General features: G+C 60.9%; 11 protein-coding genes. 4 read left to right on the plus strand and 7 right to left on the minus strand.

Annotated features, from left to right (window positions below; all coding sequences use genetic code 11):
* Nucleotides 1-214 precede the first annotated feature (214 nt).
* The 4 genes from CQ007_RS01550 (at nt 215) to CQ007_RS01565 (ending at nt 4,140) form a co-directional block, all read left to right on the plus strand.
* Nucleotides 215-1,015, plus strand: coding sequence for a response regulator (locus CQ007_RS01550; RefSeq protein WP_105643147.1), 801 nt, complete (start codon nt 215-217; stop codon nt 1,013-1,015).
* Nucleotides 1,012-1,797 carry a sensor histidine kinase KdpD gene (locus CQ007_RS01555; protein WP_105643148.1) on the plus strand — a complete coding sequence of 262 codons (786 nt, stop codon included), beginning with the start codon at nt 1,012-1,014 and terminating at the stop codon, nt 1,795-1,797. Before CQ007_RS01550 ends, CQ007_RS01555 begins: the two co-directional genes overlap by 4 nt.
* Nucleotides 1,712-2,272 carry a sensor histidine kinase gene (locus tag CQ007_RS01560; RefSeq protein WP_105643149.1) on the plus strand — a complete coding sequence of 187 codons (561 nt, stop codon included), beginning with the start codon at nt 1,712-1,714 and terminating at the stop codon, nt 2,270-2,272. Before CQ007_RS01555 ends, CQ007_RS01560 begins: the two co-directional genes overlap by 86 nt.
* A gap of 62 nt (nt 2,273-2,334) precedes the next feature.
* Nucleotides 2,335-4,140: an arylsulfatase gene (locus CQ007_RS01565; RefSeq protein WP_105643150.1), complete on the plus strand. Its 1,806-nt coding sequence runs from the start codon at nt 2,335-2,337 to the stop codon at nt 4,138-4,140.
* 13 nt (nt 4,141-4,153) lie between these two features.
* Here the strand turns inward: CQ007_RS01565 and CQ007_RS01570 are convergent, their stop codons facing one another.
* From CQ007_RS01570 to CQ007_RS01600, 7 genes are all read right to left on the minus strand, one after another.
* On the minus strand, nt 4,154-4,819 hold the full coding sequence (locus CQ007_RS01570; RefSeq protein WP_105643151.1) for a TetR/AcrR family transcriptional regulator: 666 nt from the start codon (nt 4,817-4,819) through the stop codon (nt 4,154-4,156).
* Nucleotides 4,820-4,893: 74 nt separating this feature from the next.
* Nucleotides 4,894-6,858: an alkyl/aryl-sulfatase gene (locus tag CQ007_RS01575; RefSeq protein ID WP_105643152.1), complete on the minus strand. Its 1,965-nt coding sequence runs from the start codon at nt 6,856-6,858 to the stop codon at nt 4,894-4,896.
* 42 nt (nt 6,859-6,900) lie between these two features.
* Complete coding sequence (locus CQ007_RS01580; protein ID WP_105643153.1) at nt 6,901-8,496, minus strand: GMC family oxidoreductase; 1,596 nt, start codon at nt 8,494-8,496, stop codon at nt 6,901-6,903.
* Nucleotides 8,497-8,517: 21 nt separating this feature from the next.
* The gene (locus CQ007_RS01585) at nt 8,518-9,063 is read right to left on the minus strand and encodes a twin-arginine translocation pathway signal protein (protein WP_105643154.1); all 546 of its coding nucleotides are present in this window, start codon (nt 9,061-9,063) and stop codon (nt 8,518-8,520) included.
* 80 nt (nt 9,064-9,143) lie between these two features.
* Nucleotides 9,144-10,562, minus strand: coding sequence for a coniferyl aldehyde dehydrogenase (locus tag CQ007_RS01590; RefSeq protein WP_105643155.1), 1,419 nt, complete (start codon nt 10,560-10,562; stop codon nt 9,144-9,146).
* Nucleotides 10,563-10,672: 110 nt separating this feature from the next.
* The gene (locus CQ007_RS01595; protein WP_256582177.1) at nt 10,673-12,520 is read right to left on the minus strand and encodes an ATP-binding protein; all 1,848 of its coding nucleotides are present in this window, start codon (nt 12,518-12,520) and stop codon (nt 10,673-10,675) included.
* A 17-nt stretch (nt 12,521-12,537) separates the two neighbouring features.
* Nucleotides 12,538-13,242, minus strand: coding sequence for a response regulator transcription factor (locus tag CQ007_RS01600; protein ID WP_105643157.1), 705 nt, complete (start codon nt 13,240-13,242; stop codon nt 12,538-12,540).
* Nucleotides 13,243-13,848: the final 606 nt, after the last annotated feature.

The following is a 13,848-nucleotide window of genomic DNA, read 5'->3' on the forward strand; positions in this document are numbered from 1 at the left end:
CTGGAGCTGATGAAGGCTTCGAGGAAGATGCCGATAATGACTGCAGAGTGTTCTATCAGGACTTGTGTCTCCAATAGTTTTTAGCGATTGCAAATTGCAATGATAGCAATGACGAACCACGCCAGACTTTGCCAGGTGGTCCTATGCCTTTGGACGAAGGGAATAAATGCTGTGGGTGCTCTACGACAGGCTTGTAACGTGATACACCGCATCCATGACGACAGGAATCACGTTCAAACTGGATACATTGCGGGGTAGTCGCATTCTGATCGTGGACGATAGCGAAGATGAACGCATGTTATTGGCCACTTATCTGCAGGGCCAAGGGTGTCGTATCTATCTGGCCAAGGATGGCTTTGATGGCATGCATAAGTCTTTGATGATTCAGCCTGATGTGGTGCTGATGGATGTTCGCATGCCGGTATGCGATGGGGTGACCGCCTGCCGCGCCATGCACAATGATCCGCGTACGCAGGATATTCCCGTGATCTTTCTCTCGGCCGCGATCATGCCTGGCGAGCGGGTCCAGGGGTTGCTGGCCGGGGCAGTGGATTATGTAAGCAAGCCGTTCGATTTCGAGGAAGTGCGGCTGCGCCTGGCGGTGCATCTGCGCGAACGTTCGGTCGTCGAGCTGGGGCTGGCCAGTTCCCGCGGAGCTGCGGCTGAGGTCTCGAATCTTGACAGCATCCTGTTCCAATCGGCACGCCTGCATCTGCTCGGGTCGCTGGCAGATACACCAGACCTGCAACGACTGGCCTGGGCTGTGGGTACCAACAGACGCCGACTCAATGCAGCTTTCAGAAATTGTGTCGGTATCACGGTATTCGAGTATCTGCGTGAAGAGCGCATGAAGGAAGCTCGACGTCTACTGGCCAATACCCAATTGGAGATTCAGGTTATTGCGATGGAGGTCGGCTATACCAGTGGAGCTAATTTCGCCACGGCTTTCAAGGACAGGTTCGGTATTTCACCCAGTCACTTTCGCCAGGTTCGTGTTGTTCGAGGGGAAGCATGAGGTGGTTCGACTGGGCAGCTCCTGAACGTACGTTCACCATGTGCGCAGCCGTGCTGGGTAGCGGCGTCATGCTTGCCATCGTCGGCATTCTTACCGCGCATCTGACGGGTGGACGTCGACAGCGCCTGCGTCTGGAAGAAGAAGTAACACAGCGCACCGAAGAGTTGCGCCAGGCCCTGCTGTCGGCGGATGAAGCCAGTCGAGCGAAGACCGACTTCATCGCCCGGATTGGTCATGACTTGCGCTCACCACTGACTTCCATCATCGGCTACAGTCAACTCCTGTCTGACGCAGGGGGCCCGCAGGCTCGCCAGGCACGAACCATCCGGCGCAGTGCCAGGCATATGCTCAATCTGATCAATGATCTGATCGAGTATACCCATGGGGGAGGCGACAAGCTGAACGAGGTCCCAGTACGCATCCATATATTGCTTGAAACCATCGTCGAAGAAGCCTGGATCCTGGCCAGAAAGAATACCAATCAGTTCATGTCCTCAATCCAGAGCAATCTGCCCAGCATGCTCGTGGTGGATGGCACGCGTCTGCGGCAGATACTGACCAACCTATTGGACAATGCTGCCAAATTCACCCATAACGGCGTGATCGAACTGGTGGCTGGCATGGAGCCAGCCGGACGCGTTGACCAGGCATGGCTGTGGTTCTCGATCAGGGACACGGGTTGCGGCATAGAGCCGGATGACCAGGCGAAAAATTTTCGAGCCGTTCTATCGATCCGCTGGCCTGTCCGAAGGTATCGGGCTGGGTCTGCCAATCGTTGCTGAGTGGACCAGGCGTATGAATGGAATGCTGACGCTGCGTAGCACACCGGGTGAAGGAACCGAGATCGATGTGCGCTTGTTGGTTCGGCTCGATATTGAAGTGCATATTCCCCCTGCGCAATCATCGAGTGCTGACGATCACTTGTCCTGGGCAGATGTCGCTGATGGTGAGTTGACCATCCGGGAGCTGCCAGCTGCCGTTGCGAAGGTCCGCGTTGGCTGCTCGAATGACGCTGGCTGTGATGATATCGCTCCACCTTCCGAGATGTTGGAGCAGGCGGAGCGATTGCTGGCCATGGGGGCACTGACGGATCTACATGATTGGGTGAAGACGCTATACCAGGCACATCCACAATGCCGGACCTTTGCATTGCTTTCGCAGACGCTGGTCGAGGCGGGTGATCTGGATACCCTGCGCTGGCTTGTCGGGCGCAATCGCGATATGCCAATAGCAGCTGGATTTGACGAAGTAGAGTAATTGCTCTATAAAATCAGGGAGACATCAATCGACAATAACAACGACAAACCGGATTGCTTACCATGTTCAGATTCGCTTCCCTGACCCCGCTGCTGGGCGCTCTCGTATTACTTGCACCCTTGTCTGGCCAGGCTGACACCCGCCCCAATATCCTGCTGATCGTCGCTGATGACATGGGCTTTTCCGACGCTGGTGTCTATGGCGGAGAGATCAGTACGCCGAATATCGACGCGCTGGCTGCCGAAGGCCTGCAATTCAGCAACTTCAATGTGGCCGCCACCTGTTCTCCGACTCGGGCGATGCTGATGACCGGCGTTACCAGCCACAAGGTCGGCATGGGCAATATGAAAGAGATCATGGCCAACAACCAGAAGGGCCAGCCCGGCTACGAGACCTGGCTCAACGACCAGGCCGTTACCCTGCCGACCCTGCTGCGCGATGCCGGCTACCGTACCTACATGGCCGGCAAGTGGCATCTGGGCGCTCGCCCCGAGAGCCTGCCCAATGCCCGGGGTTTCGAGCGCTCGGTGGCCCTGCTGGAAAGTGGCGCCGACAACTGGGAAGCCAAGCACTACCTGCCTGCCGGGACCGCTACCTGGGTCGAGGATGGTCAGCCGATCAGCCTGCCGGATGACTTCTACTCGTCGTTCTACTATGCCGACAAGCTGATCGAATACCTGGACAGCGGGCAGGGCAGTGACCAGCCGTTTTTCGCCTACCTGGCATTCCAGGCGGTGCATGCGCCGCACCATGCGCCTGAGGCCTATGTGGAAAAGTACGCCGAGACCTACCAGGAAGGCTGGGACGCGATTCGCCAGCAGCGCTACGAGCGGCTGACCGCCATGGGGCTGCTGCCGCGCACCGCAGAGTCGGTGATCAGCAGCGACTGGGGCACTTTCTATGACACTTCGCCCATCGACTGGGACAGCCTCAGCGATCAGGAGCGCGACTACCGGGCCCGCCAGATGGCGGTCTATGCGGGCATGGCCGAGGCCATGGATGAAAGCATCGGGCGGGTCATCAGCCACCTCAAGGCCAGTGGCGAGTATGACAATACCCTGGTCATCTTCATGAGTGACAACGGTGCTGAGTCCACGGTCCTGACCGAGATCGCGCCGCTGTTCTATCGTCTGCGCTACGATCGGGACTATGCGGAGCTGGGCCGCCGCGGTAGCTGGAGTGAGTACGGCCCAGGCTGGGCCTATGCGTCCAACTCGCCGTTCTACTCGTACAAGGGGTCACCATTCAACGGTGGCATGAGGGTGCCGATGATCATGCGTTACCCCGCTGTGATCGAGCCCGGCTCGCGCACCTCGGCGTTTGGCTATGTGACCGATATTGCTCCCACCCTGCTGGAGCTGAGCAACACCCCGGCACCGGACGGTGAATATCAGGGGCGCAAGGTACATCGCATCATGGGCACCAGCATGACGCCGCTGCTACGGGGCGAGAGCGAACGTATCCATGCTGCCGAGGAGGTGATTGTCTATGAGCTGGCCGGTGGCATCGCCATCTGGCAGGGCGATTACAAACTGGTGGCATCACGCTCCGGCGCGATTGCGGCGCGTCCCGACGCGCTGCTGTTCAATCTGCGCGATGACCCTCTGGAGCGCCATGATCTGTCGGTACAGCAGCCGGAGAAAGTGGCCGAGCTGATGCAGGCCTATCACCGTTTCGTGAACGAGCATGGACTGGTCGAAGTGCCGGATGACTACAACGCCTGGCAACAACTGAATCGCAACGCCCGGGAGCAGTTGCTTGACCGCCACGGCGGCAAGTTGCTGCTGGGCGCTGGCATCCTGTCGCTGCTTATCGGCTGGTGGCTGTATGCCCGCTTCAGTCGCCGACGGCGCCGAGCGGAATCTTGAGTCGCAGGGGGTATCAACAGGCGCTGATACCCTCCAAGGGCACATATAACTGGTCACACAGGGCCTTTACCGCCTCTTGATAGGCCGGTGCGACATAACCTTCTTCCAGAATGAGTATCTGATAGATGCCGCGTCGCAATAACTGCTCGCTCAGGTTCAGCTGGACCCCCTGGGTAGTGGCCAGAAAGCGCATCCAGGAACTCAGAACGATCCATACGTTGATGCTCAGGGTTTCCGCCTGCTGGGGGCTGAGCTGCAGGATGCCGGCGTCGGCAAACGCCTGATATATCCTTTGCGTGCTGCATAGGCTGTGCTGGGAAAACTGCCGATAGCGTGCGGCCAGTTCGGGATCAGACTCCAGCAGGTATTCCAGGCCCTGATGCAGAAAGCGAAACTGCCAGATGATTTCCAACAGGCTTTCCAGGTAACGGGTCTTGTCCTGCAGGGTGACGGTGGTGCCTTCGGGCAGGATGAAAAAGATCTCCATCCTCTGCTCGAACTCGCTGAAGAGTTCGGCAACGATCATGGATTTGTTGCGGAAGTGGTAATAGAGGTTGCCTGGGGAGATACCCAGGTGGCTGGCGATGTGGTTGGTGGTCACGTTACGTTCGCCCTGGGTGTTGAACAGCTCCAGGCTGGCCTGGAGGATGCGTTCACGGGTGTTGGATTTGCTGGCCATGCGGGCTCTCATGTGGTGACTCAGGTCGGACGCGGCCCGCAACCGGCATACCGCCGGCTGCGGGTGGTGATGCATTATTCCCCGAGAGGCTCGATCAGTGCAAAGTCCGGAGAGAATTCGTCCATCAGCCCCAGCAGCCCGAAGAAGGCCTGCGGGTTACCCTCGATGCGGATGTCGCCGGCCTTCACGGCAGCGGGGAAGCTGCTCTGCTGGGTCAGGATGCGATCCAGTGTCGCCCGGGTCAGGCTGATACTGGCATCGGCCTGTTGCGCCTGGCGGTCCGGTAGCCAGGTCAGGGTGGCGTTCTGCAGGGTGACCCGATAGCGCTCATCGAGATCGGTGAAGTGCCAGTTCAGCACCAGGTCCATGCCCTCGGCTTTGGGGCCGTTCAGGCGCACGCTGAGCAGATCGAAGAACATGCCGGTATCCAGCGCCTGCAGCATATCGGTGGCAATGGCGGCGGCATCGCGCTGCGCCGCACCGCTACGCAGCTCCATGGCTCCGGACAGATAGGCGTTGCGCCAGGGACCGGACTCGGCCTGGTAGCCCATTTGCTCCAGTGCGGCGGCGTTCAGCTCGCGGGCGGCCTGGTTGTCCGGTTCGGTGAAGACCGCCTGACTCATGATCGAAGCCACCCAGCGGTACTCACCCCGCTCGAAGTCCTTCCGGGCGCGATCGATCACCTGGTCGATCCCGCCCATGTATTCCAGGGTTCTGCGTGCCGCTTCCCGGCCCGGCAACGGGTTGAGGTTGGCCGGGTTGGCATCATACCAGCCGAGGTACTTCTGATAGATGGCGCGGGCATTATGGCGCAGGGTGCCGTAATAGTCGCGGGCGCTCCATTCTCTGGCCAGGCTGGCCGGCAGGCGGATCCGTTCGGCAATCTCATCCGGTCGATGGCCCTGGTTCATCAGCCGCACGCTCTGGTCGTGGATGTACTTGTACAGATCCCGTTGCACGCTGAGAAAATGCTTCACCCCGTCTTGATCCCATACCGGCCAGTGGTGCTGGGCAATCAGGATATCGGTGCGCGGGCCGTACTCCTCCAGCACCTCGTCGATATAGCGCGACCAGCGGCTGGCGTCGCGCACTTCGGCGCCGCGCAGAGTGTAGATATTGTGCAACTGGTGGGAGGTGACCTCGGCGGTATTCAGTACCCGCGTTGCCGGAAAGTACAGCATGAGCTCGGCCTGGGCCTCGCTGTCATGGGCCAGGTGGAAGTCGATCTCCACACCGTCGATCACCTGGCGGCCATTGGACGTGATGATGTCGGTAGGCGGGATCAGTGTCAGTGCGCCGACGCTCAGCGCCTTGCCCAGGCCATTGTCGATATGCCCGCCGGGGCTGACCGGCAGGTTGGTGCCATACATGTACATGGCGCGACGGGTCATGGCGTTGCCGGCGATCACGTTCTCGCTCACCGCATGTTCCATGAAGCCCTCCGGGGCGTAGGTCCGCACCCGGCCCTGCTTGACGTCCTCGTCACTGACGACGCCGCGCACCCCACCGAAGTGGTCCACATGGTTGTGGGTGTAGATGACGGCGACTACCGGCCTGGCCGGACGATGCTCGAGGTAGAGGTCCAGTGCCGCCCGGGCGGTGGTGGTCGTGAGCAGCGGGTCGATGATGATCAGGCCGCTGTTGCCTTCGACCACTGTCATGTTGGCCAGATCCATGCCGCGCACCTGGTATATCCCTTCGGCCACTTCGAACAGGCCGTGGATGCTGTTCAGTTGGGCCTGGCGCCACAGGCTGGGATTGGCGGTGTCAGGAGCTGCCTGCTCGTCGAGGAAGGCATAGGCGGCCATGTTCCAGGCGGTGCTGCCGTCAGGATTGAGCAGGGGGCCGTCTTCCACGGCGGCGATGAGACCGCGGCGGGCATCCTCGAAGGCCTGGCGGTCACTGAAGTCCAGTTGCTGCAGGACGGCGGCATTGGCCTCGATGGTGGACGGCTCGGCGGGCTGGTTGCTGGCTGCGGCCATGAGGGGCAGGCACAGGGTGGCGGTCAGTGCCGCCGTCAGATAGAGAGTTCTGGTCATCTCGTCACTCCGGTCCAGGTGGTTGTTCTCGATTGTGTACTGTCATCCCGCCAGCCGTTCAGCCAGCAGGCTGGACAGCTTCGCGGTCAGGGCATAGATGGACAATTGCGGGTTGGCACCGACACTGGTGGGGAACAGCGAGCCATCATGGATGGACAGGTTCTCCAGCTGATGGTGGCGGCCCAGGCTATCGGTCACGGCCTGGCGGGGATCTTCGCCCATGGCGCAGCCGCCCATCACGTGGGCGCTGCCCAGGCGGGTCTTGTAGCGACGCTGGTCCAGCCCATCGATCATGCGTCGGGCGGCCTCCAGGCTGGTGACCAGCTGGGCATCGTTGTGAACCGGTGCTGCTGCCCTGGCGCCGGCAGCGAACTGCAGCTCGACCATGTTCAGGTGGGTTCGGCGTACCGCTTCCCAGGTATAGTCGGTCAACTGGTAGTCCAGCACGGGCGAGCCATCGCCCCGCAGTTGCACGGTGCCTTCGGCGCTGTCCGGATGGAAGCCGTCGCGTAGCAGGGCGATCATCATGTTGCTGTGGGGCAACTGCTCCATCAGCGCGGCATGGGCCTTGCCGAAGTCGCCGAGCAGCGAGGCGGTGAAGCCCGGTTGCAGAGGAGGGACTTCCAGTTTGTAGCCCATGCTGCCGGTGGCGCTGTCGTCGGGCCATAGAAAGTGATCCGAGTAGATCGACTGGGGCGCGCCATAGAACGGATTGACCGTTTGCTCGAACTGGGCCCAGGCCGAGGTCGTCGGGTGCAGGTAGGTGCGCTTGCCGGCTCGCTGGTGCGGGTCGGGGGCGTTGGAACGCAGCAGGATAGCGGGGGTGTTGATGCCACCGCCGGCCAGGATGTAGTGCCGGGCGCGTACAGTGACCCGGCGCCCGGTGGGTGCCACGCAACGCTCATCCATGGCCAGGCACTCGATACCGGCTACCCGGTCGCCTTCCAGCAGCAGGCGCTGGGCGCGGGCCAGGTACAACAGCTCGCCACCCTGTTCCAGCAGGGCGGGGATGCAGGTGACCAGCATCGATTGCTTGGCATTGGTAGGGCAGCCCAGGCCGCAGTAACCCAGGTTCCAGCAGCCACGTACGTTGCGGGGAATGACCGCCCAGTGCAGACCGAGCTGTTCGCATCCCTTGCGCAGAATGTCATTGTTGCCATTGGGCGGCAGCCCCCAGCGTGCAATGCCCAGGCGCTGCTCCATGCGCGCGAACCAGGGAGCCAGTTCTTCCTGGCTATGGCCGGTCACGGCGTGTTCACTGGCCCAGTGCTGGAGGGTGGGGTCGGGAGTACGGAAACTGGATGTCCAGTTGACCAGGGTGGTGCCGCCCACGGCGCGCCCCTGCAGGATCATCACGGCGCCGTCCTTGGTGGCGCGTGCGGCGGACTCCTGGTACAGGGTGGGGTAGGCGTCGCTCTCCTGCATCTTGAAGTCGGTGCTGGTGAACAGACCGCCTTCCTCTATCAACAGCACCTTGTAGCCTGCTGCGCTCAAGATCTCCGCGCTGGTGGCACCACCTGCGCCGCTGCCGACGATGGCGATATCGGCTTCCAGGGTCAGGTCCTCGGTCAGCAGCGAGGCATTGTGGGCTTTCCAGCCCCGGGCCAGGCCTTCGGCAAAGGGATCGTGTATCGACATGCTTTGACTCCTCGTCATGCCTCAGATGGCGGGCGGGCCGGGGTAGCCGCAGCTGCCCCAGGACTGGGGAGCGGTATACCAGGCGATCTGTATGGGTTTGATCAGGGCGTTGTAGCCCTGCTGGAACAGATCGAAGGAACTGTTTTCCCAGCGCCGCAGGAAGGCCTGTACGCTCTGGTCATCGGCCTTGTCCCACCCGCGCCAGACACCAGTGGTCGGGCCGCGGGTGACGCTGCTGGTCAGCAGGTCGAACAGTTGCATGAACTGCTCGAGCATGTGCGGCGGCATATGGTTCAGAGCGGCATCCATGGACTGCAGGGCGGTGTCGACAGCCTGCTGCCGGTCGGTTTCCGCTAGCGTGCCAGCGAGCACCACCGGGATCAGTCGGCGCAGTAGAGGCAAGTCGCTGTCACGCAACTGCGCGAAGGTATCGGAAGGTTTATTCGCCGAACAGCCGGACAGGGTGGCGATGCCGCCAGCGGTGGCCAGCAGCGCGGTACCGGCCAGGCCGATCTTGAGTAGTTGGCGACGACCGATATGGCTGTCACCCTGGATGGAGGTTGTCATTGTTGTTGCTCTCACCTCGGGTTATGGAATGACTGGCAACGCTGATGCGGGCGCACCTATGGCGATGCGCCGGCGACCTGTCAGCGAATCAGCAGCTTGCGCAGCCACTTCTGCAGCGCTGTGCCATAGGGTGGATAGAGCACCCGGGTAGCGTTGTAGCGCGGTTTGCGTAGTACCGCCTTGGCCTTGCTGAAGGTCAGAAAACCCTCATGGCCGTGATAATGGCCCATGCCGGAAGGGCCGATGCCCCCGAACGGCAGATCGCAGACGGCAACATGCAGCAAGGTCTCGTTGATGCCGACACCGCCGGAATGGGTCTGCTCCACCACCCGTTGCTGTTCGGCCTGCTCGTAACCGAAGTAGTAGAGCGCCAGGGGCCGGGGGCGGGCATTGATGTAGCGGATGGCGTCCTCGATCTGCCGGTAGGGAATGATCGGCAGCAAGGGGCCAAAGATTTCCTCCTGCATCACCTGCATGTCATCGCTGACATCCAGCAGCAGGGTATGCGGCAGGCGCCGGTCCTGGGCGCCATCGAACAGTGGCAGCAGCTGAGCGCCCTTGGCCTGGGCATCCTCCAGATAGCTGTTCAGGCGAGCCAACTGGCGTGGGTTGATGATGCTGGTGTAATCCGGGTTGTCCTTCAACTGCGGATAGAAGCGGCCAACGGCCGCGCGATAGGCGCTGACGAACTCCTGCAGCCGCGCCTCCGGCACCAGCACGTAATCCGGGGCAACGCAGGTCTGCCCGGCATTCATGGTCTTGCCGAAGGCGATGCGTTCGGCGGCATCGGCCAATGGCACTGTGCTGGAAACGATCGCCGGCGACTTGCCGCCCAGCTCCAGGGTCACCGGAGTCAGGTTGTCCGCTGCGGCATGCAGGATGTGCCGGGCAATGCTAGTGGCCCCGGTGAACAGCAGATGATCGAAGGGCAGTGCGGAAAAGGCCGCGCCGACCTCTGCCTCGCCCAGCACCACGGCCACCTGCTCCTCGGGGAAAGTCCTGGCCAGCAGCGCCTTGAGCAACTGCGAGGTGGCCGGAGTGGCCTCGCTCATCTTGAGCATCACCCGGTTGCCTGCAGCCAGCGCACCGAGCAACGGGCCGATGGACAGGAAGATCGGATAGTTCCACGGCACTAGGGCTCCGACCACGCCCAGCGGCTGGTAGAACACCTGCGCCGAACCCGGCTGGAAGGCCAGGCCCAGTCTGCGTCGGGACGGCTTCATCCAGCGCCGCAGGTGTTTGCACACATGATCGAGGGATTGCAGGCTGGGCAGGATCTCGGCGAACAGGGTCTCGTCCCGTGAGCGGTTGCCGAAGTCCTGGCTCACCGCCTCGGCCAAGGCATCCTGTTCATTCGCCAATAGGGTGCGCAGCTTTTTCAATTGACTCAGTCGGGTGTCCAGGGACGGCATGGGCGCCGCCTGGAAGGCCTCGCGTTGACGCTGTAACAGGGCGCTCAACTGATCATCTGGGGCATCGGAAGAGAAAATGGCCGACATGGATATGCTCCGCAATTTTAGAGTAATTATTCTAATCGATTTTTAAAGCAATGAGGCACTGCCGTCAAGTGATCGACAGAGATGGGCGCTGCAGGTGCCGGGCGGTTTATTCAGCCGATCTGGTTGGCGGCGAGATGCGTCTCGGGCTGAATTTGAGCGGGTTGTTGCAGGATGGCGGTCAGGGTGGTTTCGCCTGGCCTGGAATGAATACGCAACTGTCCGCCGATGCGGGCTATACGCGCGTGCATGCTGCGCATGCCTACGCCATGACCCGCTTGCAGGGTGGCATCGACATCGAAGCCCATGCCGTCATCGGTCACTACCAGTTGCATGCCGCCGCCGCGCAGTCCACTCATGCTGATGGTCAGAGAGTGAGCGTGGCTGTGCTTGATGATGTTGGTCAGGGCTTCCTCGAGAAAACGGGTCAGCGCCAGTTGCTCGGGAGACGAGAGATCGCATGGCCACTGGCTTGGTAGTTGCCACTGCGAATTCAACTGCAGTTCATCGAACAGATGGACGAATCGGTGACGCAGGGGAGCCAGCCAATCGGTCGGTGTGGCACTGACGGTGGTATTGGCCGAACTGTTGTCGATGATCTGCCGCAGGTCGTCACGGAGCATTTTCAGCATGGATAGAAACTGCATCCGGTCCAGGCGTGCCCCGGCTTGTTCGACAGTGGCAATGGAGCGCATCAGTGAGCTGCCCAGGCTGTCATGCAGGTCATGGGCGATCACCAGGCGCTCATTGAGCCGGGTATTCTCCATCTCCAGCTGGTGTTCGCGACTGAGTGTCTGGGTCAGCTCATTACGGGTTCGCTCGACGCTTTCCTTCAAGTCCACGTTGAAGTGCTCGATGCGTCGCAGGTTCTCGCTGAAACGCCAGGCGACGATCAGGAACATCAGTATCGGTGTGATCAGGGAGGTCACGGGAATACGGGATTGATGGCTGTTTATCAAGCCCAGCAAGGCCAGGACGTCATGCAGCATGATACCCAGGAAGATGAGCAGGCAGCCTGCCAGCAGCACATTGTGGCGCTGCGGATGGCGGTAGGCATGCCACTGGAACTGTATGCAGTTTGTCATGTAGAGCAGAACAAAGATGAGTGCCGGCCAGCTCAGTACCGGGAGCAGATAGGTTTCGGGTGTCACCCAGATCAATAGCAGGACCAGCAGGGTCGCCAGGCGTGAACACCTGACCAGTCGCGGAAGATGCTGCTTGCCGAAGCGCCAGATGAACATGCTGGATGTGAAGCAATAGAGCACCAGGGCGCTGGTATTGAATCTTTGCCAGTCTGCGGTAGTGGTGAAAGGCCAGGGTGAATAGACCAGGGTATTGCTGATGAACGCCGCCCAGCACCAGGAGCTCAGGGCGAACCAGCCGAACGCGGAGTCCGAGCGGTGCAGCAACCAGAAAATCGAAAATAGCGTCGCCATGACCAGCGACACGACCAGGTTGACCAACAGCAGGGTACGCTGCTGCCACCATTGCTGCTGATGAAGCTGCCAGATATGTTCCGGCTGGCCAACATCGAGCTGACGCACGCCGGGGTGCGAGTAGGACTTGCCGGTGACGCGCAGCCAGATACTGTTGCCTTCGGATTGCAGGCTGGAAGTCGGCAACAGCCAGTAGCGGGGGCTGTTCCAGCTGCGTGACAGTGGCTCGCTCAGATTGCTGTCGCGCCAGAGCAACTCATCATTGACGTAGAGCATGCCGGCCAGCGTCAGTCCGGCGATGGACAGGGCGACGGACTGGTCCTGTAGACAGGCGTCGTTGAGATCCAGTCGATACCATACCGAACCGCTGTGGTCGGGCCAGCGTTTGGTCCAGATATCCGGCAGGGAGACCGGTTCCCAGCCGTCGACAGGGCGTTGCGCATCGCCCTGTAGCTCCCGGGCGGCCTCCATGGCGGTGATCCACTGGGGGCAAGCCTGGGCCAGCAGCGGCATGGCCCAGAGCATCAGCAACAGCAGTCCCCTCAAGGCAGCAGGCCCAGCAGCCGGGCTTCGTTCACCGCGCGGGTGCGGGAGGAAACGGCCAGTTTCTTGTAGGTGTTCTTGATGTGGGTTTCGACGGTATAGCGGGAAATGAACAGGGACTCGGCTATTTCGCGGTTGGTGAAGCCTTGCCCGACCAGTTGCAGTATCTCCGTCTCCCGGCGGCTCAGACTGACGGCAGCGTCATCACTGCCATCTGCGTGAGTAGAGTCCTGCAGCGGTGGGCTGCCTGGCAGCAGGGCCAGAATGCGACGGGCAATGAAGGGGTCTATGGATACCCCGCCGCGTAGCACATTGCGTATGGAAAAGGAGATTTCCAGGTCATCCCGCTCCTTCAGGATGTAGCCAGTGGCACCGGCGCGCAGGGCGGCAAGAATCAGGTCTTCCGTGCTCCAGGCCGAGATCACCACGATGTACAGGCCGGGATCGGCGCTGCGCAGTTCGCTGATCAGCTCTATACCACTGCCATCGGGCAGCCCGAGATCGACCAGTGCCAAGGCGATGGGCTGCTCCTGCATATGGACCCGGGCCTGTGCCAGATTGCTGGAGAACGCCAGCGCATCGTCGCAGTAACCCAACTGCTGCAACAACATGCGCAGCCGCTGCTGCATCAGCGGCTCGTCTTCCACAACCAGAACCGGAGTGGGTAGCAGGGCATCCTGCTGGGGCTGGCTGGTCGTTGACATTGTTCGGGTTGCTCTCATGTTATCTGGGACAGTCTACCAAAAGACCGCCATGACCGGCTGTCAGACGCCGGTGCAAGGTAGAGGCTGTGAGTGTGCATCTTATGGCAGAGCCTGGCCCCGTTGGGAATCACTGAATCTGGGTATTTGCCCTGCCGGTCTGATTGGCGGCCATGCCCGGCTGCCTCGAAAATACCTAGTTGCAGTGATTCCGGGATATCGGTTGTACGGGTCTAATTTGATATTGGTCAAAGCTGATGGTCAGCTCATGTCAGAGCAATCCCGTTGGATGTCAGAAAAGCAGAATGCAGCCAGACCCGATAACCCGACCGGTGTGCCTGACGCACAGACAATAGGTAGTGAGTGATGCGTGCAAGGAGAAGGACATGAAGTGGTTCGTCTGGCGGCTGGGGCGGCTGGCATGGTCGCCACGCAAAGGGGCGACCTGCAGCGAAATCACTGACAGGCGAGGTCGCTGGCGGAGAGTGGGAAGCAATCTTTTCCTGTTGGTCGAACGGCGCTCGGTGATCTTGCAGAAGGGCAGGAAATAGCAGAGCGCGACATCTTCACGCCCGTGATGACAGTTGCTGGGTTGCTGTGGTCGTTTAT

The sequence above is a fragment of the Pseudomonas sp. MYb185 genome (genome assembly GCF_002979975.1).
Taxonomy (GTDB): Bacteria; Pseudomonadota; Gammaproteobacteria; order Pseudomonadales; family Pseudomonadaceae; genus Halopseudomonas.

Bases quoted from the DNA above. Each gene is read 5' to 3' on its own strand.
- CQ007_RS01565 (WP_105643150.1), top strand. From the start codon at position 2,335: ATGTTCAGATTCGCTTCCCTGACCCCGCTGCTGGGCGCTCTCGTATTA.
- CQ007_RS01560 (WP_105643149.1), top strand. From the start codon at position 1,712: ATGACCAGGCGAAAAATTTTCGAGCCGTTCTATCGATCCGCTGGCCTG.
- CQ007_RS01550 (WP_105643147.1), top strand. From the start codon at position 215: ATGACGACAGGAATCACGTTCAAACTGGATACATTGCGGGGTAGTCGC.
- CQ007_RS01600 (WP_105643157.1), bottom strand. From the start codon at position 13,242: ATGTCAACGACCAGCCAGCCCCAGCAGGATGCCCTGCTACCCACTCCG.
- CQ007_RS01585 (WP_105643154.1), bottom strand. From the start codon at position 9,063: ATGACAACCTCCATCCAGGGTGACAGCCATATCGGTCGTCGCCAACTA.
- CQ007_RS01595 (WP_256582177.1), bottom strand. From the start codon at position 12,520: ATGCTCTGGGCCATGCCGCTGCTGGCCCAGGCTTGCCCCCAGTGGATC.
- CQ007_RS01590 (WP_105643155.1), bottom strand. From the start codon at position 10,562: ATGTCGGCCATTTTCTCTTCCGATGCCCCAGATGATCAGTTGAGCGCC.
- CQ007_RS01580 (WP_105643153.1), bottom strand. From the start codon at position 8,496: ATGTCGATACACGATCCCTTTGCCGAAGGCCTGGCCCGGGGCTGGAAA.
- CQ007_RS01570 (WP_105643151.1), bottom strand. From the start codon at position 4,819: ATGGCCAGCAAATCCAACACCCGTGAACGCATCCTCCAGGCCAGCCTG.
- CQ007_RS01555 (WP_105643148.1), top strand. From the start codon at position 1,012: ATGAGGTGGTTCGACTGGGCAGCTCCTGAACGTACGTTCACCATGTGC.
- CQ007_RS01575 (WP_105643152.1), bottom strand. From the start codon at position 6,858: ATGACCAGAACTCTCTATCTGACGGCGGCACTGACCGCCACCCTGTGC.